Annotated in this window: 26 protein-coding genes; 21 read left to right on the top strand and 5 right to left on the bottom strand. The window is 46.6% G+C overall.

Annotated elements, in window-relative coordinates; genetic code table 11:
- Positions 1–2 precede the first annotated feature (2 nt).
- The 16 genes from mgsA to OWN49_RS14225 all read left to right on the top strand — a co-directional run bounded on the left by mgsA (position 3) and on the right by OWN49_RS14225 (position 15,047).
- Positions 3–416 (top strand): methylglyoxal synthase, encoded by a 414-nt coding sequence (mgsA, locus tag OWN49_RS14300; RefSeq protein ID WP_003153499.1) that lies wholly within the window; start codon positions 3–5, stop codon positions 414–416.
- Positions 409–1,122, top strand: a complete 714-nt coding sequence (gene bshB1, locus OWN49_RS14295) for a bacillithiol biosynthesis deacetylase BshB1 (RefSeq protein WP_003153501.1) — start codon at positions 409–411, stop codon at positions 1,120–1,122. Before mgsA ends, bshB1 begins: the two co-directional genes overlap by 8 nt.
- Positions 1,119–2,252 carry an N-acetyl-alpha-D-glucosaminyl L-malate synthase BshA gene (gene bshA, locus OWN49_RS14290; RefSeq protein WP_077722513.1) on the top strand — a complete coding sequence of 378 codons (1,134 nt, stop codon included), beginning with the start codon at positions 1,119–1,121 and terminating at the stop codon, positions 2,250–2,252. Before bshB1 ends, bshA begins: the two co-directional genes overlap by 4 nt.
- Before the next feature lie 4 nt (positions 2,253–2,256).
- The gene (locus OWN49_RS14285) at positions 2,257–3,447 is read left to right on the top strand and encodes a CCA tRNA nucleotidyltransferase (RefSeq protein WP_176283398.1); all 1,191 of its coding nucleotides are present in this window, start codon (positions 2,257–2,259) and stop codon (positions 3,445–3,447) included.
- The gene (locus OWN49_RS14280; protein ID WP_003153505.1) at positions 3,432–4,409 is read left to right on the top strand and encodes a bifunctional biotin--[acetyl-CoA-carboxylase] synthetase/biotin operon repressor; all 978 of its coding nucleotides are present in this window, start codon (positions 3,432–3,434) and stop codon (positions 4,407–4,409) included. The genes OWN49_RS14285 and OWN49_RS14280 overlap by 16 nt, the downstream gene beginning before the upstream one ends.
- Before the next feature lie 244 nt (positions 4,410–4,653).
- The gene (gene panB, locus OWN49_RS14275; protein WP_176283397.1) at positions 4,654–5,487 is read left to right on the top strand and encodes a 3-methyl-2-oxobutanoate hydroxymethyltransferase; all 834 of its coding nucleotides are present in this window, start codon (positions 4,654–4,656) and stop codon (positions 5,485–5,487) included.
- 3 nt (positions 5,488–5,490) lie between these two features.
- Positions 5,491–6,351 carry a pantoate--beta-alanine ligase gene (gene panC, locus OWN49_RS14270; protein WP_058906142.1) on the top strand — a complete coding sequence of 287 codons (861 nt, stop codon included), beginning with the start codon at positions 5,491–5,493 and terminating at the stop codon, positions 6,349–6,351.
- A gap of 1 nt (position 6,352) precedes the next feature.
- Positions 6,353–6,736 (top strand): aspartate 1-decarboxylase, encoded by a 384-nt coding sequence (panD, locus tag OWN49_RS14265; protein ID WP_003153510.1) that lies wholly within the window; start codon positions 6,353–6,355, stop codon positions 6,734–6,736.
- Between the two features lie 121 nt (positions 6,737–6,857).
- Complete coding sequence (gene dinG / locus OWN49_RS14260) at positions 6,858–9,644, top strand: ATP-dependent DNA helicase DinG (RefSeq protein WP_176283396.1); 2,787 nt, start codon at positions 6,858–6,860, stop codon at positions 9,642–9,644.
- A gap of 147 nt (positions 9,645–9,791) precedes the next feature.
- Positions 9,792–9,962 (top strand): YpmA family protein, encoded by a 171-nt coding sequence (locus OWN49_RS14255; RefSeq protein WP_003153512.1) that lies wholly within the window; start codon positions 9,792–9,794, stop codon positions 9,960–9,962.
- A 9-nt stretch (positions 9,963–9,971) separates the two neighbouring features.
- Positions 9,972–10,457 carry a cell wall elongation/penicillin-binding protein regulator TseB gene (tseB, locus tag OWN49_RS14250; RefSeq protein WP_014305291.1) on the top strand — a complete coding sequence of 162 codons (486 nt, stop codon included), beginning with the start codon at positions 9,972–9,974 and terminating at the stop codon, positions 10,455–10,457.
- A 22-nt stretch (positions 10,458–10,479) separates the two neighbouring features.
- Positions 10,480–11,661 carry a pyridoxal phosphate-dependent aminotransferase gene (locus OWN49_RS14245; protein WP_070082022.1) on the top strand — a complete coding sequence of 394 codons (1,182 nt, stop codon included), beginning with the start codon at positions 10,480–10,482 and terminating at the stop codon, positions 11,659–11,661.
- A 134-nt stretch (positions 11,662–11,795) separates the two neighbouring features.
- Entirely contained in the window at positions 11,796–13,088 is a 1,293-nt protein-coding gene (gene asnS / locus OWN49_RS14240; protein ID WP_003153515.1) for an asparagine--tRNA ligase, read from the top strand.
- 94 nt (positions 13,089–13,182) lie between these two features.
- A complete protein-coding gene (gene dnaD / locus OWN49_RS14235; RefSeq protein ID WP_003153516.1) occupies positions 13,183–13,881 on the top strand; it encodes a DNA replication protein DnaD in 699 nt (232 codons plus the stop codon).
- 18 nt (positions 13,882–13,899) lie between these two features.
- Positions 13,900–14,559 (top strand): endonuclease III, encoded by a 660-nt coding sequence (gene nth, locus OWN49_RS14230; RefSeq protein ID WP_003153517.1) that lies wholly within the window; start codon positions 13,900–13,902, stop codon positions 14,557–14,559.
- Positions 14,556–15,047, top strand: coding sequence for a YpoC family protein (locus OWN49_RS14225; protein ID WP_046559838.1), 492 nt, complete (start codon positions 14,556–14,558; stop codon positions 15,045–15,047). The genes nth and OWN49_RS14225 overlap by 4 nt, the downstream gene beginning before the upstream one ends.
- Before the next feature lie 78 nt (positions 15,048–15,125).
- Here OWN49_RS14225 and OWN49_RS14220 read toward each other — a convergent pair whose 3' ends face one another.
- Both OWN49_RS14220 and recU read right to left on the bottom strand, forming a co-directional pair.
- Positions 15,126–17,909: a PBP1A family penicillin-binding protein gene (locus tag OWN49_RS14220; RefSeq protein WP_176283395.1), complete on the bottom strand. Its 2,784-nt coding sequence runs from the start codon at positions 17,907–17,909 to the stop codon at positions 15,126–15,128.
- 38 nt (positions 17,910–17,947) lie between these two features.
- On the bottom strand, positions 17,948–18,556 hold the full coding sequence (gene recU / locus OWN49_RS14215) for a Holliday junction resolvase RecU (RefSeq protein ID WP_003153521.1): 609 nt from the start codon (positions 18,554–18,556) through the stop codon (positions 17,948–17,950).
- 41 nt (positions 18,557–18,597) lie between these two features.
- Between recU and OWN49_RS14210 the strand changes: the two genes are divergently transcribed.
- The gene (locus OWN49_RS14210; RefSeq protein ID WP_176283394.1) at positions 18,598–19,563 is read left to right on the top strand and encodes a DUF2515 domain-containing protein; all 966 of its coding nucleotides are present in this window, start codon (positions 18,598–18,600) and stop codon (positions 19,561–19,563) included.
- Positions 19,564–19,606: 43 nt separating this feature from the next.
- Here the strand turns inward: OWN49_RS14210 and sspM are convergent, their stop codons facing one another.
- On the bottom strand, positions 19,607–19,711 hold the full coding sequence (sspM, locus tag OWN49_RS14205; RefSeq protein ID WP_003153525.1) for an acid-soluble spore protein SspM: 105 nt from the start codon (positions 19,709–19,711) through the stop codon (positions 19,607–19,609).
- A gap of 205 nt (positions 19,712–19,916) precedes the next feature.
- Between sspM and OWN49_RS14200 the strand changes: the two genes are divergently transcribed.
- Positions 19,917–20,162, top strand: coding sequence for a DUF5446 family protein (locus tag OWN49_RS14200; protein ID WP_039063257.1), 246 nt, complete (start codon positions 19,917–19,919; stop codon positions 20,160–20,162).
- Positions 20,163–20,207: 45 nt separating this feature from the next.
- Positions 20,208–20,576 (top strand): YppE family protein, encoded by a 369-nt coding sequence (locus OWN49_RS14195; protein WP_176283393.1) that lies wholly within the window; start codon positions 20,208–20,210, stop codon positions 20,574–20,576.
- Positions 20,577–20,614: 38 nt separating this feature from the next.
- Here the strand turns inward: OWN49_RS14195 and OWN49_RS14190 are convergent, their stop codons facing one another.
- A complete protein-coding gene (locus tag OWN49_RS14190; protein ID WP_003153532.1) occupies positions 20,615–20,797 on the bottom strand; it encodes a YppF family protein in 183 nt (60 codons plus the stop codon).
- A gap of 186 nt (positions 20,798–20,983) precedes the next feature.
- On the opposite strand from OWN49_RS14190, the gene OWN49_RS14185 reads away from it, so the two are divergent.
- Complete coding sequence (locus OWN49_RS14185) at positions 20,984–21,385, top strand: YppG family protein (protein ID WP_176283392.1); 402 nt, start codon at positions 20,984–20,986, stop codon at positions 21,383–21,385.
- Positions 21,386–21,414: 29 nt separating this feature from the next.
- Here the strand turns inward: OWN49_RS14185 and OWN49_RS14180 are convergent, their stop codons facing one another.
- Entirely contained in the window at positions 21,415–21,828 is a 414-nt protein-coding gene (locus OWN49_RS14180) for a hypothetical protein (RefSeq protein WP_003153535.1), read from the bottom strand.
- Positions 21,829–21,966: 138 nt separating this feature from the next.
- Here OWN49_RS14180 and OWN49_RS14175 point away from each other — a divergent pair, with 138 nt between their 5' ends.
- Positions 21,967–22,473: a PTS sugar transporter subunit IIA gene (locus OWN49_RS14175; protein WP_012117833.1), complete on the top strand. Its 507-nt coding sequence runs from the start codon at positions 21,967–21,969 to the stop codon at positions 22,471–22,473.
- The last annotated feature ends 17 nt before the right edge of the window (positions 22,474–22,490 follow it).

The following is a 22,490-nucleotide window of genomic DNA, read 5'->3' as shown; positions in this document are numbered from 1 at the left end:
CAATGAAAATTGCTTTGATTGCTCACGATAAAAAAAAGCAGGATATGGTTCAGTTTACGACCGCATATAAAGATATATTGAGCCATCATGAGTTATACGCGACGGGTACGACAGGCTTAAAAATCCAGGAAGCGACCGGATTGTCCGTTGAACGTTTTCAATCCGGCCCGCTCGGCGGAGATCAGCAAATCGGCGCATTGATTGCGGCAAACGCCCTGGATCTCGTCATTTTTCTGCGCGATCCGTTAACTGCGCAGCCTCACGAACCGGATGTCTCGGCGCTGATCCGGCTGTGTGACGTATACGCGATCCCGCTCGCCACAAATATGGGAACAGCGGAAATCCTCGTCCGGACGCTGGACGGCGGGGCATTTGATTTCCGCAATCTTGTGCGCGGAGGAGAGCCGAATGTCTGAACACGTTGATATTCTGGCGTTCGGCGCTCATAGTGATGATGTCGAGATCGGTATGGGCGGCACGATCGCAAAATTTACGGCTCAAGGAAAAACCGCGGTGATATGCGATTTGACCGAGGCCGAACTATCATCTAACGGAACGGTAGGGATAAGAAAAGAAGAAGCGGCAGAGGCGGCACGAATTCTCGGCGTAAAAGAGAGAATCCAGCTTACGCTTCCCGACCGCGGGCTTTTGAAAAGTGAGGACGGCATCCGCCGGATTGTCAGTGTCATCAGAGCCTGCCGGCCGAAAACCGTTTTCATGCCTTATCCGAAAGACCGCCATCCTGACCACGGCAATGCGGCGGCTTTGGTCGAAGAGGCGGTGTTCTCGGCGGGAATTCATAAATACAGAGATCATCAGGAACTGCCGGCTCATAAGGCTCAGCGCGTATACTATTATATGATCAACGGGTTTCACCGTCCGGACTTTGTAATCGACATAACGGAAACCATCGATCTGAAAAAAGAAAGCCTGCACGCCTATCAAAGCCAGTTTATTCCTACGGCGCAGTCAGTGAACACACCGCTGACCAACGGTTATATCGAAATGGTGGAAGCGCGGGAAAGACTGTATGGCAAAGAAGCCGGGACGGGGTATGCTGAAGGCTTCTTTTCAAAACAGCTTCCCGTTTTGAATGATGATGTTTTTGGGGGCGGACAATGAGACCATTAAAAATAGGGATTACATGCTACCCGAGTGTCGGAGGCTCGGGTATTATTGCGACGGAACTCGGCAAGCTGCTTGCGGAAAAAGGGCACCAGGTTCATTTCATCACATCAAGCATCCCGTTCAGATTAAATACATATCATCCGAATATTCATTTTCATGAGGTGGAAGTCAACCAATACGCGGTATTTAAATATCCGCCTTATGACCTTACGCTGGCGAGCAAAATCGCCGAGGTGGCCGCGAGGGAAAATCTTGATATCATTCACGCGCATTATGCGCTGCCGCATGCGGTATGCGCTTATCTCGCCAAGCAGATGCTCAAGCGTGACATCGGCATCGTGACGACGCTTCACGGTACGGACATCACCGTTTTAGGATATGATCCGTCATTAAAAGATTTAATCCGTTTTGCCATCGAAGCGTCCGACAGAGTGACGGCGGTATCAACCGCGCTTGCCGGAGAAACGTATGACTTAATCAAGCCGGATAAAAAAATTGAGACCATCTACAACTTTATTGATGAACGTGTTTATCTTAAGAAAAATACAGAGAGTATAAAAGAGAAACATGGTATTTTGCCGGATGAAAAGGTCGTCATCCATGTTTCGAACTTCAGAAAAGTAAAACGTGTTAAAGATGTCATCCGCGTTTTCCGTAATATCGCAGCCAACACAAAGGCGAAGCTCCTGCTTGTCGGTGACGGGCCGGAAAAGTGCGTCGCTTGGCAGCTTGTCGAAAAATACGGACTGCAGGATCAAGTGCTGCTCCTCGGAAATCAGGACAGGGTGGAAGAGCTGTATTCCATCAGCGATCTTAAGCTTCTTCTGTCTGAAAAAGAAAGTTTCGGACTCGTCCTCCTTGAGGCGATGGCCTGCGGCGTGCCGTGTATCGGAACAAATATCGGCGGCATCCCCGAAGTGATTAAAGATCAAGTAAGCGGTTTTCTGGTGGAAGTCGGCGATATTCAGGGAGCATCTGAAAAAGCGCTTGCTGTTTTAGAAGATAAACAGCTCAGCAAACGATTGACTGATCATGCGCTCAAAATGGTGGAGACCGCCTTTTCTTCGCAAAGAATCGTCAGTCAGTATGAACGGATTTATGACGAATTGGCAGGACCGGAGTGATCTTATGGAACAGGAATTTGTCAAAGCCCTCCCCATCCTTCATCATCTGATGAAGGCGGGCCATCAGGCGTACTTTGTCGGGGGAGCCGTCAGAGACAGCTATATGAAACGAAAAATAGGTGATGTGGACATCGCAACCAGCGCTTTGCCGAATGAGGTGGAGCGTCTCTTTAAGCGGACTGTCGATGTAGGAAAAGAGCACGGCACCGTCATCGTCCTGTGGGAAGATGAAACCTATGAAGTCACCACTTTTCGTGCCGAATCAGAATATAAGGACTACCGGCGCCCTGAAGCTGTGCGGTTCATTACTTCTTTATCAGAAGACTTAAAGCGGAGAGACTTAACGATTAATGCGATGGCGATGTCTGCCGAAGGAGAGCTGCTTGATTATTTCGGAGGCGCACATGATATCGGACAAAAGCTGATCCGTACGGTGGGTAACCCTGAAGACCGTTTTCGGGAAGACGCTCTGCGGATGATGAGAGCCGTCCGCTTTATGAGTCAGCTCGGCTTTCTGTTAGAAAAAGATACAAGAGAGGCCGTCATAAAAGACAGGGAGCTTATGGCACATGTATCAGTAGAACGAAAGACCGTCGAGTTTGAAAAGCTGATGCAGGGCGCTTTCTCACAAGAAGCGATTCAAACGATGGTGCAGACAGGTCTGATACAAGAGCTGCCCGTCCTTTCCGGTTATGAGCAGCAAATGCTTGAAGCAAGCGGCTTTCCGTTTTCTTCTTTAGATGCACGCGAAGAACGCTGGGCAGCGCTGTTATTGTTTCTTGGTCTTTGTCCGAAAAGCGCCGAGGCGTTTTTAAAACAATGGAAACTGCCGGGAAAAGTCATAAAAAAAGCGGTGCAGATCATAAGCGTTTATCCGGCGCAGCTGGAAGCAGAAGCGATGTACCGGGCGGGAGAGGCGCTGTTTTCAGCCGTTAAAATCGAGATGCTGAAACAGCATAGGACGATTGATGAACAAAAGCTGAAAGAAGTTCAGAGCCTGTATGAGCAGCTGCCGATCAAAAGCCTTCGAGACCTCGACATTTCAGGCGCTGATCTGATGGAGCTCAGAAACCGCCGCGCGGGTAAATGGGTGGCCGAAGAACTTCGCCGGATTGAAGAAGCGGTATTGGCAGGGAAGCTCCCTAACCGAAAACATGACATAAAGGAGTGGCTCGCATCATGGGATCAACATTAAGAACCCGATTAATTGATTTATTTTCTGAGGCGGGTGACGGCTTTATCTCCGGGCAGAAAATAAGTGACGCGCTCGGCTGCTCGAGAACCGCCGTTTGGAAACATATAGAGGAGCTCCGCAAAGAGGGGTATGAGGTTGAGGCGGTCAGACGAAAAGGGTACAGGCTCATTAAAAAACCGGGGAAACTCAGTGAATCCGAAATCCGTTTCGGACTGAAAACAGAAGTTTTGGGCAAACAGCTTCATTACCGGGACGTCCTGCCGTCCACCCAAAAAACCGCTCATGAACTTGCCAATGACGGCGCGCCGGAAGGGACCCTCGTAGTCGCCGATAAACAAACGGCAGGCAGAGGAAGAATGGCCAGAGTATGGCATTCACAGGAGGGAAACGGGATTTGGATGAGCCTCATTCTGAGACCCGACGTTCCTTTGCAAAAAACGCCGCAGCTCACCCTGTTATCCGCCGTTGCGGTCGTACAGGCCATCGAGGCTTTTACAGGCGTACAGGCCGCCATTAAATGGCCGAATGATTTAATGATTCACGGCAAAAAAGCCGTCGGGATTTTAACTGAGCTGCAGGCGGAAGAGGACCGTGTCCGTTCGGTTATTCTCGGGATCGGCATCAACGTGAACCAGCAGGAAACCGATTTTCCCGGCGAGCTTCAGGACATTGCGACGAGCCTGAGCATGGAAGCCGGCGAAAAAATTGACAGAGCGGGTCTGATACAAGAGATTCTGCTGACTTTTGAAAAACGCTATCAGGATTACTTGAACCACGGCTTTACACCGATCAAGCTGCTATGGGAAAGCTATGCGGTCGGACTGGGGAACGAGCTCAGAGCGAGAACGCTGCAAGGAACGTTTTACGGGAAATCGCTCGGCATTGATGATGAGGGAGTTCTTCTTTTGGAAACGAGAGACGGTATAAAGAAGATCTATTCTGCCGATATTGAGCTCAATTAATCTTAGTTGGTACAAGCCTCGTGAATTTGGTATACTTCCTATGGGCAGTATCATAATGAACTGCACCTGATCAGCAGAACAGAGATTACGAAAAGTCTGCCTTGATCCAAAAAAGGACTGGGACAGAGGGATGACATTCGCCGAACGTTAAACAAGTGGGAATCCTTCTTATTTTACAGAAGGCTTTTTTGCTTGCGAAGAATTGGCGGCTCATCTCCTCACCGTTTAGAGGAGGAGAAACAGAATGAAAACAAAACTGGATTTCATGAAAATGAAGGAAAACGGAGAGCCGATCGTGATGCTGACCGCTTACGATTATCCGCAGGCAAAGCTTGCGGAACAGGCGGGAGTCGACATGATTTTAGTCGGGGATTCGCTCGGAATGGTCGTGCTCGGACTCGATTCAACCGTCGGCGTAACGGTCAGGGACATGATTCACCATACAAAAGCGGTAAAACGCGGTGCGAAAAATACGTTTATCGTAACTGACATGCCGTTTATGTCTTACCACCTTTCAAAAGAGGATACATTGAAAAACGCCGCGGCCATTATTCAGGACAGCGGCGCGGACGCGTTAAAGCTGGAAGGCGGAGACGGCGTTTTCGAATCCATCCGCGCGCTGACTCTCGGCGGAATTCCCGTCGTCAGCCATTTAGGCCTCACACCGCAGTCTGTCGGCGTATTAGGCGGATATAAAGTGCAGGGAAAAGATGAGCAAAGCGCGAAAAAGCTCATTGAAGACAGCATCAAATGCGAGCAGGCGGGAGCGATGATGCTCGTGCTTGAATGTGTGCCTGCTGAACTGACTGCTAAAATAATAGAAGAAGTATCCATTCCCGTCATCGGTATCGGAGCCGGTTCAAAAGCGGACGGCCAAGTCCTTGTCTATCATGACGTCGTCGGCCACGGCGTGGACAGAACACCGAAGTTCGTGAAGCAATACGCCAAAATCGACGGCACGATTGAGTCGGCCCTCAGTGATTATGTCCGTGATGTGAAAGAACGGGTTTTCCCGGAAGAAAAGCATTCCTTTCAGATAAACCAAACTGTGCTGCAAGGCTTATACGGAGGAAAGTAAGCGATGAAACAACTGACAGAAACTCAACAGCTGAAAGAATTAATTGCACAATACCGCTCAGAAGGCCGGACGATCGGATTCGTCCCGACAATGGGTTTTCTTCATGAAGGACACCTGACGCTGGTTGAAAAAGCAAACAAAGAAAACGATATTGTCGTGATGAGCATCTTTGTCAATCCGACTCAATTCGGACCGGGCGAGGATTACGAAGCATATCCGCGAGATTTAAAGCGCGATGCCCGGCTTGCAGAACAGGCGGGAGCAGATGTTTTGTTTACGCCGTCTCCAAGTGACATGTATAAAGGCGAGCAAAATGTTGCCGTGCAAGTGAAAAGGAGAACTGACGTGTTGTGCGGCGCCTCCCGCGTCGGCCATTTTGACGGAGTGGCCACTGTGCTGACGAAGTTTTTCAATCTCGTTAAACCGACCCGCGCCTACTTCGGCCTGAAAGATGCCCAGCAGGCAGCGGTTGTGGACGGATTGATTGAGGATTTCTTTATGGATATCGAATTGGTTGCAGTGGACACGGTCAGAGAAGAAGACGGACTTGCCAAAAGCTCTCGCAACGTCTATCTGACTGAGCAGGAACGCAAAGAAGCGCCGATGATCTATAAAGCATTGCAGCAAGGTGCCGAACTGATCAGAGACGGTGAAAGAAATCCGGAAACCGTTATAAAAACCGTCACCGGTATCATCGAAAACACAAGCGGCGTCATTGATTATGCCGAACTGTACGCTTATCCGGAGCTGACTCCGCTTAAAACATTAAACGGCAAGGTCATTCTGGCCTGCGCCGTCCAATTTTCTAAAGCCAGACTGATTGATAATATCATTATTGATATTGATGAATGGGAGAGATCATAATATGTACCGCACTATGATGGCCGGAAAACTGCACCGCGCTACCGTGACGGAAGCCAATTTAAACTATGTCGGCAGCATAACGATTGATGAAGATCTTTTAGATGCCGTCGGAATGCTCGCTAATGAAAAAGTTCAGATTGTGAATAATAACAACGGAGCGAGACTTGAAACGTATATTATTCCCGGTAAGCGGGGGAGCGGCGTCATCTGTTTAAACGGAGCTGCCGCCCGTCTCGTCCAAGAAGGAGATAAAGTCATTATTATTTCTTATCAAATGATGTCTGATCAGGAAGCAAAAAGCCATCAGCCGAAGGTGGCCGTTCTGGATGATCAGAATAAAATCGAGCAGATGCTGGGCCAGGAACCGGCACACACGATTTTGTAAAAGAGCCCCCTTCATGGGGGTTTTCTTTTAAGATTTAGGGGCAAAAGCTGTTTTTCCGCTCCATTTCTCAACAAAACGTGTTACACTTTTCTCGTAAGCAAGAATTGAGGTGTCCATTTTAATGAACAAACAACGGTTCGTTGTCATAGATGTCGAAACAACAGGAAATTCGCCGAAAAAGGGCGATAAAATCATTCAAATCGCAGCGGTTGTCATTGAAAATGGACAAATAACTGAGCGGTTTTCAAAATATATCAATCCGAATCAGGCCATCCCGCCGTTTATTGAACAGCTGACCGGAATTTCGTCCGGAATGGTTGAAAATGAACTGCCGTTTGAAGCGGTCGCAGAGGAGATTTTTCATCTGCTTGACGGCGCGTATTTTGTTGCCCACAATATTCATTTCGACCTCGGATTTGTCCGGCATGAACTGAGCGAAGCGGGCTATGAGCTGCCGGATTGTGAAGTGCTTGATACGGTTGAGCTTTCGCGTATTGTTTTCCCGGGGTTTGAAGGATATAAGCTCGGTGAGTTGTGCGCAGAGCTGAATATTGTTCATGACCGCCCTCACCGCGCAGACAGCGATGCGGAGGTTACGGGACTGGTCTTTTTAGACATTTTACATAAACTGAAACATCTGCCTTTACCGACGTTAAAGCAGCTTAGAAGGCTTTCACAGCATTTTATCAGCGATTTGACGCTGCTTTTGGATTCCTTTATACATGAAAGCAGGCCGGCGGAAGAAAAGAGCTGCATTCCATACGCCTCTTTTTCAATTAAAGAGCCCGATCAAATTCCGGTTTCCCGTCCGGTGAATGCGGCCATTGACCTTGAAAAGTGGAACGAAGAAAAAGAACAGATCTTGTCCGGCATCATCCCCCGCTATGAAAAGCGGAAAGGACAGCTTACGATGATGGATGAAGTGCTTGGCGCCTTCCGCAATCGGGAGCATGCGCTGATTGAAGCGGCGCCCGGCATCGGAAAAACGATCGGTTATCTCGTTCCGGCTGTTTTATTTGCCAAAGCGGAACAAACTCCCGTCATTATCAGCACGTACTCTACTCTTTTGCAGCAGCAGATCATGTCTAAAGATCTTCCGCTTTTGGAGCGTATGTTTCCTTGGCCGGTCAAAGCCGCTATTTTAAAAGGGAAATCACATTATCTGTGCCTGCCGAAGTTTGAACATATTCTGCATGAGGAAGATGACAACTATGATGCGGTTTTGACGAAAGCGCAGCTTCTCGTCTGGCTGACGGAGACTGAAACGGGCGACGCCGCTGAGCTGAATCTTCCATCAGGCGGCAGATTGCTGTGGGAGCGCATGGCTTACGATGAGAATTCTTTTATGAAAAAAGGGAAGGACTCGGCTGCGGGGTTTTATGAACGGGCTAAAGAAAAAGCGCAGGCCGCAGATCTGATTATCACAAACCATGCTTTGCTGTTTTCAGATCAAAGCAGTGAAACGAAAAAACTGCCTGCAAGCGGAACGGTCATCATTGATGAAGCGCATCATTTCGAACGCGCTGCCAGCGAGCACCTGGGGAAGAGAGCTTCATACATCGGACTGCACACAAAGCTCAGCCGAATCGGAACCTTAAAGGAACACGGACTGTTAAAGCGGATGAGAAAACTGTTTTATACGTATGAACTGCCGGCGGAAAGTTTTTTTGACGCCGATGAGTGGATGAAGCATATTCAATCGGAAAGCGACGCATTTTTCAGTTCAGTGCATTCTTTTGTCAAACGAAGAAAACCTAAAGACGATCTGAACCGTCTCGTCTATAGTCTCAATCATAAAAGCCAGGATAAGGGGTTTCACATGATAACGGACGGAGCGGAGCGGCTTTGTGCGATGCTGGATCAGCTGCTTGACATGTTTTCCGTACAGGAGAAACTGTTACATCAAAAGCTTGATCAGATGAAAAGCGGAGCGGCTTTTTTAGCGGGCGAATATGTAAAGTGTATCAGGGGGCTGAAAGAATATCGCGATACGTTCAGCAGGCTGCTGTTTGAAAATGATGAGAAAGAAGCCGTTTGGGTTGAAATTGATGCGAAGGGCGCAAAAAATGCCGTCAGCATCTATGCGCAGCCTTTGGAGCCCGGTGAAATGCTGGCAGACCAGTTTTTCGCCCGCAAAAAAAGCGTTGTGCTCACATCAGCGACCTTAATGGTGGAGCAGTCTTTTCAATTTATGATTGAAAGGCTCGGACTTTCGGATTTTTATCCGCGCACCAAAAGCATCCCGTCTCCTTTTTCTTACGATGATCAGATGAACGTCATCATTCCGAAAGAGATGAAATCCGTTAAATATGACGGGGAGCGGGAAGTCATTGAGCATATTGCCAAGTATGCAGAAATCATGTCAAAGGGAAAACAGCCGAAGATCCTTGTCCTGTTTACGTCTCATGATATGCTGAAAAAAGTGTATCAGGAACTGAAACTCAGTATGGAGATCTCAGGCATTCAGCTTCTCGCCCAAGGTATTTCAGGCGGGAGTCCCGGTAAATTAATGAAAACCTTTAAAACGGCAAGCCGGGCGATTTTGCTCGGGACGAATCATTTCTGGGAAGGCGTTGATTTTCCGGGGGATGAATTGTCAACCGTCATGATCGCAAGACTTCCTTTCAGGGCACCTGATAATCCGCTTCACGCCGCAAAATGCGAATTTGCCAAGAAGCAGGGGAAAAATCCGTTTCAGACGATTTCCCTGCCTGAGGCCGTGTTAACGTTCAGACAGGGGATCGGGCGCCTGCTCCGTACGGCGGGAGACAAGGGAACGATCGTTCTTTTAGATCAGCGTGTAAAGACGGCGGGATACGGACGGCTGTTTCTTGAAGCGCTCCCGACTTCATCCCTTTTGGAGCTGACGGATGCCGAGCTGGGGGCTTATGTCAGCCAAACGGAATAAAAGCCGCATAAACGCGGCTTTCGTGGTGTGGGATGAGGAATTGTTTTTATAGTAAAAGCGGGTTCATGCCGCCTTGTGATTTTATTATGCCGCGGGCGCATCCCGTTATGACTAACAAAATTTGTTCGACCGATGGAGGGTATAAAAATGGAAAGCAAAATTGAAATTCTGTCAACGATTAATGTGGAGCATTCAGATGATTTATATAAAATCGTCGATACATTAAACCGGACTTTGAAACGGGACAACCTGATGTTCGGCCTTGCGCTCGACGAAGAAAATCAAAATGAAGCGGTCTTCACCATTTATCGCACATAGGTGAAAAAGATGAGAAAAAAAGCATTAATATTTACAGCCGTATTTGGTATTATTTTTTTAGCAGTTCTTTTATTTTCGGCCAGCATTTTTAAATCTGCAATGGCTCAAAAAGAAGAAGGCCACGAAACAGCTGCCGCAGCCGCTAAAGAAAAAACGAATCTGACAGATGCTGAGAAAGTGGAGACCTTTGTCGGCAAACAGAAATATTATGTTGTTACCGGAACGGATAAACATGGAAAAGATATGTATGTATGGGTTCCGGCCGACAAAAAAGCAAAAATTCTCTCAAAAAAAGCCAGTGACGGCATTTCAAGCGGCAAGGCTGCCAAGATCGTTCGGGACGAAGGGCTTGTTTCCAAGCTGAATGGTGTTCACCCGGCGAGAGAAAACAATGTTCCGTTATGGGAAGTGACCTATATCAACAAAAGCGGGCAGTATAGCTTTAGCTATGTGGACTTTACAAGCGGCAAGATTCTCAAAAACATCACACCGTGAGACGTATTAGGGGGAGTTCAAGTTGAAATTGGCAAAAAGAGTATCCGCATTAACACCGTCTGCAACACTTGCAATTACTGCAAAAGCGAAAGAGCTGAAAGCAGAAGGCCATGATGTCATCGGCCTCGGAGCAGGAGAACCGGATTTTAATACGCCTCAGCACATTATAGATGCCGCGGTGCGTTCCATGAATGAAGGCCACACAAAATATACGCCTTCAGGCGGTCTGCCGGCCTTGAAAGACAGTATCGCAAAAAAATTCAAAAACGATCAGGGGATTGAATATAAGCCGTCAGAAATCATTGTCTGCACCGGAGCGAAACACGCTCTGTATACATTATTTCAGGTCATTCTCGATGAAGGGGATGAAGTGATTATACCGACTCCTTACTGGGTCAGCTATCCTGAGCAGGTGAAACTGGCAGGGGGGCGTCCCGTCTATGCAGAAGGGCTGGAATCCAATCAGTTTAAAATTTCACCGGAGCAGCTGAAGCAGGCTATCACCGAGAAAACAAAAGCGCTCATTATCAATTCACCAAGCAACCCGACAGGTGTTATGTATACGAAAGAAGAGCTTGCGGAACTCGGAAAAGTGTGTCTGGAGCATGGCATTCTGATCGTTTCTGACGAGATTTATGAGAAGCTTACATACGGAGGAAAAAAACACGTCTCAATCGCACAGCTTTCAAGTGAATTGAAAGAGCAGACGATCATCATTAACGGTGTTTCGAAATCTCACAGCATGACGGGCTGGAGGATCGGCTATGCAGCGGGTTCGGAGACGATTATTAAAGCGATGACGAGCCTTGCGAGCCACAGCACCTCAAATCCGACGTCCATCGCTCAATACGGCGCCATTGCGGCCTATAACGGGCCGGCTGAGCCGCTGGAAGAGATGAGACAGGCATTTGAGCACAGACTGAATACCATTTACGCTCAGCTTAGTGAGATTCCCGGATTCACCTGTGTCAAACCTGAAGGAGCGTTTTACTTGTTCCCTAACGCCAAAGCGGCCGCAGAAAACTGCGGATTCAAAGATGTCGATGAATACGTCAAGGCGCTTCTGGAAGAAGAAAAAGTCGCCATCGTGCCGGGCTCGGGTTTCGGTTCACCGGACAACGTCCGCTTATCTTACGCAACGTCACTCGATCTTTTAGAAGAAGCGGTCAAGAGAATCCGCCGCTTTACGGAAAAACACAGCTGATTCTGAAAAAGCGGCTTTTAAAGCCGCTTTTCACTTGCATTGACCCCGTTAGAGTAGAACGGGTATAATAAAGTGATGAAAAAAGAGATTCAGGCAGATTCCTGAATGTCTTTCTTGTTCTGGAGGGAAAGAGTTTGAAAACAACAATCAACCAAGTGTATAAACACACAGGCGAGGAAGTAACGATTGGAGCTTGGGTCGCTAATAAACGCTCAAGCGGTAAAATCGCATTTTTACAGCTGAGAGACGGTACCGGCTTCATTCAGGGAGTTGTCGTCAAAGCTGAAGTAGAAGAAGACATCTTCCAAATTGCGAAGTCAGTGACGCAGGAAACGTCACTTTATGTAAAAGGAATTGTGAAAGAGGACGAGCGTTCACCGCTTGGCTATGAGCTTGCTGTTACATCCATTGAAGTCATTCACGAAGCGACTGATTATCCGATTACGCCTAAAGAGCACGGTACGGAATTCTTAATGGATCACAGACATTTATGGCTCCGTTCGAAACGCCAGCATGCAATTATGAAAATCCGCAACGAAATCATCCGTGCGACTTATGAATTTTTCAACAAAGAAGGCTTCGTGAAAGTTGATCCGCCGATTTTGACGGGAAGCGCTCCCGAAGGCACGACTGAGCTGTTCGCGACGAAATATTTTGATGAAGACGCCTTCTTGTCTCAAAGCGGCCAGCTGTATATGGAAGCAGCTGCAATGGCGCTCGGAAAAGTATTCTCTTTCGGACCGACGTTCAGAGCGGAAAAATCGAAAACGAAACGCCATCTCATCGAATTCTGGATGATTGAGCCTGAAATGGCATTTGTTGAATTTGAAGAAAACCTTGAAGTTCAGGAGAATTATGTTGCATACATCGTACAAAGTGTGCTGGAACATTGTAAGATCGAGCTGAACACATTAGGAAGAGACACATCGAAGCTTGAACAAATCAAAGCGCCATTCCCGCGCATTACGTACGATAAAGCGATCGAATTCTTGAAAGAAAAAGGCTTTGACGATATTGAGTGGGGAGATGACTTCGGCGCGCCGCATGAAACAGCGATCGCAGAAAGCTATGACAAACCGGTGTTTATCACTCATTACCCGACGTCATTAAAACCGTTCTATATGCAGCCTGCCAAAGATCGTGACGATGTCGTGTTATGTGCCGACTTAATCGCTCCGGAAGGCTACGGGGAAATCATCGGCGGTTCAGAACGCGTTCATGATATGGATTTATTGGAAGAAAGATTAAAAGAACACGGTCTGGATTCAGATGCTTACAAATGGTATGCTGAACTCAGACAATACGGTTCTGTTCCGCACTCCGGCTTCGGCCTCGGACTTGAGCGGACAGTGGCTTGGATCAGCGGAGCGCCTCACGTGCGTGAAACGATTCCGTTCCCGAGACTTCTGAACCGTCTGTATCCGTAATAGTTATGAAAAACGAAGTCTCCTGCAAGGGAGACTTTTTCTAAGTAAAGGGGAAAGCTCCCGGAGATAACCTTTTACAGTAAGAGGTGTAAGGATGAAAAAACAGCAATTTATAGATATGCAGGAACTCGGCATTTCAAGCATTCCCAACCTGCTGCTGACACATTACCGGCAGCTCGGGCTGAATGAAACCGAATTGATCCTGCTTTTGAAGATTAAAATGCATTTGGAAAAGGGCTCTTATTTTCCGACGCCGTTTGAACTTCAATCAGGCATGTCCATCTCTGCTGAAGAATGTACAAGCTGCCTGAGAATGTTTATTCAAAAAGGTTTTCTGTTTATTGAAGAATGTGAAGACCATAACGGCATAAAGTTTGAAAAATATTCTCTGCAGCCGTTATGGGCGAAGCTGTATGATTACATGCAGCATTCTCAAAATGAAACGCAGGAAAGAACGTCAGAAAGAGAACAAAAAAGCCTGTATACCATCTTTGAAGAAGAGTTCGGAAGACCGCTGTCGCCGCTTGAATGCGAGACGCTGGCCATATGGCAGGATCAGGATCAGCATGATGCGATTCTGATTAAACACGCCTTAAAAGAAGCCGTTTTATCGGGGAAACTCAGTTTTCGCTATATTGACCGGATTTTATTTGAATGGAAAAAGAACGGCTTCAAAACGGTTGAGCAGGCGAAGGCGCACAGCCAAAAATTCCGGCGTGTTCAAACGAAACAGAATGATCCGCAAAAAGAGTATACGAGGCAGGTGCCTTTTTACAATTGGCTGGAACAATAACATGAGAAGGGGAGAAACGTGTTAAATTTAAAGCAGATTGAATATTGTCTTGAAAAAATCGGCGATATGTTTCCGCACGCAGAATGTGAACTTGTCCATTCAAATCCTTTCGAATTGGTTGTGGCAGTCGCATTATCCGCGCAATGTACGGACGCTCTCGTCAACAGAGTGACAAAAACGCTATTTCAAAAATATAAACGGCCCGAAGATTATCTTGCCGTATCGCTGGAAGAACTCCAGCAGGATATTAAATCAATCGGTCTGTACCGTAATAAAGCCAAAAATATTCAAAAGCTGAGCAAAATGATCATCGAAGAGTACGGCGGAGAAGTGCCGAAAGACCGGGATGAGCTTGTGAAGCTGCCGGGTGTCGGACGGAAAACGGCAAATGTGGTCGTGTCTGTTGCTTTCGGCGTACCTGCGATCGCAGTAGACACTCATGTGGAGCGGGTCTCTAAACGGCTCGGCATCTGCCGCTGGAAGGACTCTGTTTTGGAAGTAGAGAAAACATTAATGAAAAAAGTGCCGAAAGAGGATTGGTCTGTTACGCATCACAGATTAATATTTTTCGGCCGGTATCACTGTAAAGCGCAATCTCCCCGCTGTGCGGAATGTCCTTTGCTTCCGCTATGCAGAGAAGGGCAGAAGCGTGACAAAAAAGGGCTGGTGAAACGGTGACGGCGATTGACATTCTGGCAGGCTATGAAACATACCTGCGCAGCCTTACGGACTTGGAAAGCTTCGAGATCAAAGCGGCGCTGCGCCGCCATCCGCTGTATATGGATTTCAGCGGTCAGCCAACAGTGCAGCCATGGAGGGAAAGGGGCGAATATGTCCCGTTTCTGTTTCAGATTTGGAATGAAACGAAAGAAACGCTGCTCCCCGTTTTTCAAACAAGAAAATCGAGATGTGATCAAAATGACATGCTGAAGGGAATAGCCTGTCTGATTGCCGCTTTTCATTGGACGGCAGGGGAGCGGGTCACATCACTCGACTGGACTGTGCTTGAAACAAAGCATTTTCCCGCGGAACCGATCAATTGGGCGGAGCGAATGGCGTTTATTTTAACAAAACCGACTCAATTTCACTCGTTTATTCAGCTGGATGAATTGATGACGGAGATGAAGAAGCAATATCATAAATATGAAGCCATGAACAAATGTTAAAAACCTCCTTTTCTTATAAGGAGGTTTTTTTTGTATGAAAAAAATCCTTCACCTGTTTGGGGTGAAGGATTTCGTCCGCTAATGAGCGGGATTTGACTGGATGGTTGACGAATTGGACTGCCCGTTGATATTTGAAGATGAGTCTTGGTTTTTATCCGTTTGACCGCTGTCAGGTTTATTTGAGCCGTCTGAACCGGAATCGGAATCATTATCAGAGCCGTTATCTTGCTGTCCGTTGTTATCGGTCCCGTTGCCGGGCTGATTCTGATTGTTGTTATCTGTTTGATCCTTATCGGATTGATCCTGATTTTTATCCGGGTCATCAGTTGGTGTTTGATCTGATCCGTCAGACGTATCTGTCTGATCGTCATCTTTGTTTGAATCATCGGTTTGCGTCTTGTCCTTATCTTTATCTTCATCAGTCTTCTGTTCATCGTCAGTCGCTTTATCTTTATCCGCATCGTCTTCTTCATCTTTCGGGACTTTGAAAGATGCTGATGCCGTATCGCTTTTTCCGTCATCGTTTTCCGCTGTCACCTGGAAGCTGTATGTGGAGCCTGGCGTGACATCTGAGACGACGGCTTCTTTTGCCGAACTGTTTTGAATGTCACTGTAGCTTCCGCCGTCAACGGATTGTTTGACATTGAATGTTGCATCACCGTCATAATTCCAGCTTAAGGTTAATGATTTTTTATCTTTGTCGTATTTCACTTGCAATCCTGTCGGTTTATCGGCTTTTTCTTTCGTGTACGTTTTAGAAACGGCAGTTGGCTGCGTTCCTTTCACGAAGTACTCCGTCACTTTTTTGTCATCCGGCGTATTCGGTCCGGCTAAAGCGGCAGGATTCGAGCCTTTCTCAACTGTTTCTTTTACGACGCTGTCAGGCTGCTTGAAGCTTCCTTTACCGTCATCAACGTATGAGATCAGCTTTTGGAAAATCCGTTTTGCGACTTGCTGGTCTGCAGAAGACAGTGATTTCTTGCCTGCTTTGTTGCCAGATTCTACACCAGTCCAAACCGCCGCAGTATATTGAGGGGTGTATCCGACAAACCAGGAGTCCGGAACTCCGCCTGGAGCAATGTTATATTTTTGAATGTCCTCTTTAGTAAAGTTGGTCGTACCCGTTTTACCGGCGACTTCCACGTTCGGTACTTGAGCCAGTCTGCCTGTTCCTGACTGCACGACTGTTTTGAGCATATCGGTAATCATGAATGCCGTGTAATCGCTCATAGCACTTTTCGGTTTCGGTGTTAAATCAAGCTTAGTGCCGTCATTAAATTCAATCGATGTGACCGCATGCGGTTCATTGTACGTTCCGTTATTTCCGAAAGCGCTGTAGGCGCCTGCCATGGTCATAGTAGATACACCGCGGTTACCCTCACCAAATCCCCCGATAGAGTAGGGCTCATATACTTGATCTTTGTTTAAACCTAATCCCAGGTCGTTTGCAAAGTCCACGGCATTATCCTTTCCAACTGCTTGGAATGCTTTTAAAGCAGGGATATTACGTGAGTCTGCGAGGGCCTCTCGCATTGATATCTGGCCTCTGTATCTATTGTCATAATCATGGATCGGTGTGCCGTCAGAGTACGTATATGCAGAATCGTCAATCTGCTCATACGTCGACCATTTTTTATTTTCAATGACCGGGCCGTAATCAAGAATCGGTTTTATCGTTGAACCGGGCTGGGTTTTACCTTGTGTTGCATAATTGAATCCCCCGGTAGTTCTGTTCCGTCCTGCTCCGATGGCGCGGATTTCTCCGTTTGTCGTATCAAGGAGCGTGACGCCGCCCTGCATGCCTTCGGTAAAGCCGGCTGTGTCGCCGTTCATCAATTGATCAAGATAATCTTGTGCTTTCGTATCAAGAGTCGTATAAATTTTCAGTCCGTCAGTTGAAATATCGACGTCTTTCTTTTCTTTTGTCTCAATTTCTTTCATAACTTCTTCGACAAAAGCGCTGTATTTATTTGTGTCCTTTTTATCGTATTCCTTTTGGCTGACGACGCCTTCATCTTTCATGGACACTTTCTTCGCTTTTTGGTATTCAGCATTTGAAATGAATCCTTGTTTTTCCATTAAGCTGAGAACGATGTTTCGGCGTTTTTCGGAAGCCTTCGGGTTTTTAACCGGGTTATATCCGGTCGGGCTTTGCGGCATTCCGGCAAGCGTCGCCGCCTGTTCAACCGTAAGCTTGCTCAAGTCTTTTACGCCGAAGAATTCTTCAGCCGCTTTACCGACGCCGTAGGCGCGCGGTGAGAAATAAATTCTGTTTAAATACATTTCTAAGATTTCATCTTTAGAATAATGGCGCTCCAGCTGCAGTGAAAGCCACACTTCCTGTGCTTTCCGTTTAATCGTTTTCTGATGGGTTAAAAGCGAGTTTTTCACAACCTGCTGGGTGATTGTGCTTCCTCCCTCTGAACCGAACCCATCCGTAAAGTTGGCGACCAAGGCGCCTCCGATCCGAATCGGGTCTATACCGTGGTGCTTATAAAAACGGGCGTCTTCAGTTGCGATAAATGCTTCTTTCACAACATCGGGTATATCCTTAATCGGGACGTAGGTTCGTTTTTCACCGCCCACTTCCGCGATTTCTTTTCCGTTTTTGTCGTAAATCGTTGAAGAGTAAGGCGTTTTCAGCTTGGCTTCATCCAAAGACGGCGCGCCGGAAACCAAAACGGCAAATGCCGCGGCTCCGCCGACTATGCCAAGGACAAACAGAATAACCAAGGACAGCACAATCTTTTTGAATAAACCGCCTTTACGCTGTTTCTTGCCTTTTTTCGGTGAAGAGGGCTTAGTGCTTTTCGTCTGCCTTGCCTTACGGCGTTCTTCACGGCTCGTAAATTGATCTGACATAACATCTCAACCTTTCGTTTATCAACCTTTCGCTCAGTCTACTGTTCCTGCGAAAAATAAAGCTGTTCAATAATACTAATATAATCAATTCTCGGTGAGTATCCAAGGGAAATCGGAAAGGAAGCATCTTCTAATTCGTCTTTGCGAATTGATTTTCTGCCGTTCTTCTCCTTTCTCTCCCAAAAGACAAACAGCTTGTCGGCTTCGAGGAAATAAACCTTTCCGAAAGCGGATATAATAACAAAACAAATGCCGTCTTGCCTGACCACCTGCTTCATATGCTCAATCTGATGATCATGAAAATTCTGCAGGGGAAATGCCGTTTTGTTTTTTGTTTCTTTTGCCTCGAAATCAATGTAGCGTCCTTTATAAATGCCGTTGTAGTCAGTTGTTGAAGACTGTTTAAAATAAGCTTCCTTAATGACTGCGGCGCTTCTTTTCGGATAGTGGACGTTTACAATCTGGACGGGTGTCGGCTTTTTGTGAATGACAGCAATTTGGTTAGCCAGATAATACTTATTCGTTTCATTCAGGTCGTCTTCGAGGGTCATGCCGCGATTACTGTATGAATGAGACCGTTTCTGGCTGTTTTGGGATGAAACCGTTTTGTTCGGCTGAAAAGTTTTTCCATTCGGGTACCGAATCACTTTTTCCATCCTCCTTATCAAACTAATAGTGACGGAAGTGAATGAACGTGCATAAACGACAGACCGTAACCGCCATTCTTCGCCTGATCGAAAAAGAGACGAAAATAAAAAATGCCGATAATATTTCCCGGACGAATGCCTATAAAGCATATTATGACCGCCATCCTGAGATCAAGTGGCCGCTTTTGGCATCCTTTGTGTCCCGCAATGCGGGCTGGTCGATGACTGATTTAAGAGGCGTCCTTTATCAGGAGGGCCTTGACAGCAGTCAGAAAAACTGGTTTTTCCTTTCGTATGAAAGGGCGAATTGGCTGATTTTTTCTGATGCCTATCCTCAGCTTCTGGTCTACCAGTGGTCAAAACAAATCGGCGAACCTCTTTTCCGTCATCTTCCTCATTTCCGCGTCTCGGCTTTTATGCAGGAAGAATGGTTCCGCTTTTGGCGTGACGGAGATACGGAACGGCTCATGTATGCTCTTATTATAAATGAACAAAACACTATCCAAGCACCTATTATACAAAATCCTTCGTTTAAAAAGAATGTTTTTGGCACGATTCCTTTTTATTTAAGTGATTGGTTTCACTTTAATACGGTGATATTCCCTTCATTTGACGACGGACATTTATACGGAATTTCCGTCAAACGGTTTTCAAAAACCGAAGAGAGAATTACGCTCGGAAAACAGCTGGCCCGCCTTCTGTTCAGCCCTGATCTTCACGCTTCTTTTTACCGTTTTCTTGATACCGTTCCTCATACCGGTTCACGCTTTGATATGGAGAAAATGATCGGAATCAAAAAAAGAACATCACCCATGCTGAGGACAACCTATCCCATTGTTGCCCACCCATTAGACGGCGAAAGGGCGGATTGGTTTCAAAAAAGGTTAAGAAAAGGGGCTTTCTTACAGGAGAAAATGCCGAAACAGCTTGAACTGACGGACTGGTACTTCCAGAAAAGACGGGAGCTCCATGCGCTCTTCGCGGTTAAAGAGTGGCTGAAGAAATGAAAAAGCCCGAAACCGTTCGCTGGGGTTTCGGGCTGCTGGTGTGTTACGTGGAAGGGCGGTTTGGGCCGCCTAATTTTTTATCAAGCGTATCAGTTGTTTTTGCTTCGGTTTTTTGCTGTTTACCTGCATTTTTCGGTCTCGTTTTCATACGGCACCTCCTCAACTGTATCGTTTGCATTAACGTGCCGGTTCATACAAAGTTTGCGGCACTTTTTTGTCGAAAGGCACGCCTTTTAGGATAATCTCTGTTTGTTTGCCGAACTGCTTCTAGTTTTGTCATGTGCAGAGGAGAGCGGTATGAAAACGAGAATTATATTTGAAAGAGACGCAAGTGATAAAAGGGAGGAACATGAATGTCTGTTTACACGAGCAAGGCTGATATTCTCCGTCTGCTTTCTGATATTGAAATCCGGATTTCTGCTGCTGAAAAAACGCTTACCCAAGCAGTCAGATCCTGTCAGGCGGAAGCTGAAGAAATCAGACAGGAGAAACTTTCCCGTCTTGAGGAAGAGGCGCGGGAGCTTCATGTTTGTATTGATGACCTGTTTTTGACTGACCGGCGTAAAAAGGATTTGCCGAGAGCCTGCCGGATAAGCTGATTTTGTGCAAAAACTTTGGTACCATATGTACTGAGGTGAGTCCGTTTGCAGACACAGTCGTTATTGGAGCTGACAGAACAAATGATAGAGGCGGTTCTGGAAGCCGAAAAAAGGTATCAGGATGGAAAAGAGTCAGGCCGTTCATATGATTTTTTTGAGACGATTAAACCCGATGTTGAAAAAAGAGACCGGCTTTGCGCGCTTTGGACAGAAGCAGCGCTTGCGTTTATTCAGGAAAACCGTCCGAAATACGTTCATCATGCACAAATTCTGGCCGTTACAGAAAATTTCGGGGAGCTGATGCTCCAATCATATGTTCATCATATTCATAAAAAAAGATACAGGGATTTAACTGAATCTGTTTTATATACGCTTCGTATATTAAGGGATGAAATTGAAAAAGAAGGCAGCTGAAAACGGCTGCCTTCTTTTATATAAAGGGGTCGGGTATGTTATTCATACGCCGGGTTTTCTGCTCCACTTGCTTCGAGAACCTTCATACTGTTTCGAAATTCGGTTGCGGTGAGATGGCCTTGAATATAGAGAAATTTTGCAAAGTCCATCAGTTTATCTGCACAATCTGTTTCATATTTTTTCACTTCAGCAAAACGCTTTCTTAAGTATGATACGTTCATAATGGTGCATCCCCTCTCATGTATGTTGAGATTATGTTAACATAACGATTCGACTTTTTTCTGTTTTTAAAAAATTAAGACTTTCGACAGCATTTGACAAAGATCAGAATCACCGAAAGCACATAACCAAGGCGGAATTCATACATATATAGTAGAAACTTAGTAAGAGACAAGGGGGAATGTCATATGCAATGGAGAGCGCAGCCATATCAAAATATGTACCAGCAGCCGGCGGGATATTTCTACCCGCAGCAGATACAGCCATTGCAGCAGCCGCCATATCATCAGCAAGGGCAGTACCCGCAGCAATTTTATCCGAATCAGGAATACGGTCATATGCAGCCGCCGTATGCTCCTGCTCCTCCTCAGGCAGGCATGCCCGGGGGCCAGCCGGAGTTTGTGAATCCTTACCCCGTTCCCAGACCGAATCAGCAGCAGTCTTCCCAATTCTCAGGCATACTCTCCCAGTTTAAAAAAACGAACGGACAGTTTGACTTTAATAAAATGATGGATACAACGGGGCAGATGGTAAGCGCCGTAAATCAGGTCGGATCGCTGGTGAAAGGCTTCACCAGTATCTTCAAATAAAAAGCATGAATGATATTCATCATTCATGCTTATTTTTTAGGGAAAAAGAGGGTAAGCGTCTGTTCATTCCAGGATGTTTCCATATCTTCTTCACTTACCTTATACGGGAGGACAACGGTTCTTGTCATGCTTGAAGACACATGGGATGATTGAGCCTGTTTATGATCGTAGCGGATTGTAACGTGAAGGTAGCACCCTTTCGTTTCCACCAGCATATCCCCGTCACGGAACGTCTCGGGAACGCCGATATCAACCGCGAGCCCCGTCGGCTCTTCTCTGACGTCAATCGTCACTTGCGCTTCAGTAAAAGCCGAATTGACAAGGTGCTGAAAACCCTGCATCAATTCTGCGAAGGGACCTGAGTGAAAAAATTGGTCCATCGCATGGCTGATGATGTCCTCATTACTTTGCGGATCAAGTTTATCGTTTTGTGATTGATCCATATGACCACCGCCTTTTTACAAACAGACTATGCGATGCTATGCCGTATGGTTAAGAATTGAAGGAAAAAAGAAAGTATGGTTAAATAGTGGAGAATAAACTGGTAACGGATTCACATTTAGGAAGGGGAGCACAACACATTGCTGAAAAAATTATTCGGATTGGGAGACAGCCGGAAAAAGCCGGCCGAGGAAGTGATTTTTTCTCCGGCTGACGGAGCGGTGATGGATTTGGCTTCAGTGCCGGATCCTGTATTTTCACAAAAAATGATGGGGGACGGGATCGCCGTCGAGCCTGCAAACGGAGACATTGTTTCACCGGTTGAGGGAGAAGTGATTCAGCTGTTCCATACAAAACACGCTGTCGGCATCCGCACCCTTTCCGGAGCGGAACTTTTGATACATGTCGGTTTGGATACCGTCAATATGAACGGCGAAGGCTTTGAAGCGCATGTAAAAGAAGGAGACAAAGTGAAAACAGGCGATCTGCTTTTAACGTGCCGGCTGGATTTAATAAAAGAAAAAGCAAGCAGCACCGTCATCCCTATGGTGATTATGAATGGCGATGCCGCAGAACCTTTGCAATTTGCAGGCGCAAATGAAGCGAAAAAAGGACAAACAGAGCTTTTTACGATAAAAATGAAGTAGGCAGGGGCTGATTCCCT

The organism is Bacillus sp. NEAU-242-2 (assembly GCF_027853835.1).
Taxonomy (GTDB): Bacteria; Bacillota; Bacilli; order Bacillales; family Bacillaceae; genus Bacillus; species Bacillus velezensis.
Note: the sequence above shows the minus strand (reverse complement) of the source record. Positions and strands in the feature narration are given on the sequence as shown.

Excerpts from the sequence above, each read along its gene's own strand:
- OWN49_RS14285 (WP_176283398.1), top strand. The coding sequence starts at position 2,257 with ATGGAACAGGAATTTGTCAAAGCCCTCCCCATCCTTCATCATCTGATG.
- OWN49_RS14190 (WP_003153532.1), bottom strand. The coding sequence starts at position 20,797 with ATGAACGTATCATACTTAAGAAAGCGTTTTGCTGAAGTGAAAAAATAT.
- OWN49_RS14200 (WP_039063257.1), top strand. The coding sequence starts at position 19,917 with ATGTCTGTTTACACGAGCAAGGCTGATATTCTCCGTCTGCTTTCTGAT.
- bshA (WP_077722513.1), top strand. The coding sequence starts at position 1,119 with ATGAGACCATTAAAAATAGGGATTACATGCTACCCGAGTGTCGGAGGC.
- mgsA (WP_003153499.1), top strand. The coding sequence starts at position 3 with ATGAAAATTGCTTTGATTGCTCACGATAAAAAAAAGCAGGATATGGTT.
- OWN49_RS14185 (WP_176283392.1), top strand. The coding sequence starts at position 20,984 with ATGCAATGGAGAGCGCAGCCATATCAAAATATGTACCAGCAGCCGGCG.
- bshB1 (WP_003153501.1), top strand. The coding sequence starts at position 409 with ATGTCTGAACACGTTGATATTCTGGCGTTCGGCGCTCATAGTGATGAT.
- tseB (WP_014305291.1), top strand. The coding sequence starts at position 9,972 with ATGAGAAAAAAAGCATTAATATTTACAGCCGTATTTGGTATTATTTTT.
- OWN49_RS14255 (WP_003153512.1), top strand. The coding sequence starts at position 9,792 with ATGGAAAGCAAAATTGAAATTCTGTCAACGATTAATGTGGAGCATTCA.
- panB (WP_176283397.1), top strand. The coding sequence starts at position 4,654 with ATGAAAACAAAACTGGATTTCATGAAAATGAAGGAAAACGGAGAGCCG.
- dnaD (WP_003153516.1), top strand. The coding sequence starts at position 13,183 with ATGAAAAAACAGCAATTTATAGATATGCAGGAACTCGGCATTTCAAGC.
- dinG (WP_176283396.1), top strand. The coding sequence starts at position 6,858 with ATGAACAAACAACGGTTCGTTGTCATAGATGTCGAAACAACAGGAAAT.
- OWN49_RS14210 (WP_176283394.1), top strand. The coding sequence starts at position 18,598 with ATGAACGTGCATAAACGACAGACCGTAACCGCCATTCTTCGCCTGATC.
- panC (WP_058906142.1), top strand. The coding sequence starts at position 5,491 with ATGAAACAACTGACAGAAACTCAACAGCTGAAAGAATTAATTGCACAA.
- panD (WP_003153510.1), top strand. The coding sequence starts at position 6,353 with ATGTACCGCACTATGATGGCCGGAAAACTGCACCGCGCTACCGTGACG.
- sspM (WP_003153525.1), bottom strand. The coding sequence starts at position 19,711 with ATGAAAACGAGACCGAAAAATGCAGGTAAACAGCAAAAAACCGAAGCA.
- OWN49_RS14180 (WP_003153535.1), bottom strand. The coding sequence starts at position 21,828 with ATGGATCAATCACAAAACGATAAACTTGATCCGCAAAGTAATGAGGAC.
- OWN49_RS14280 (WP_003153505.1), top strand. The coding sequence starts at position 3,432 with ATGGGATCAACATTAAGAACCCGATTAATTGATTTATTTTCTGAGGCG.
- OWN49_RS14220 (WP_176283395.1), bottom strand. The coding sequence starts at position 17,909 with ATGTCAGATCAATTTACGAGCCGTGAAGAACGCCGTAAGGCAAGGCAG.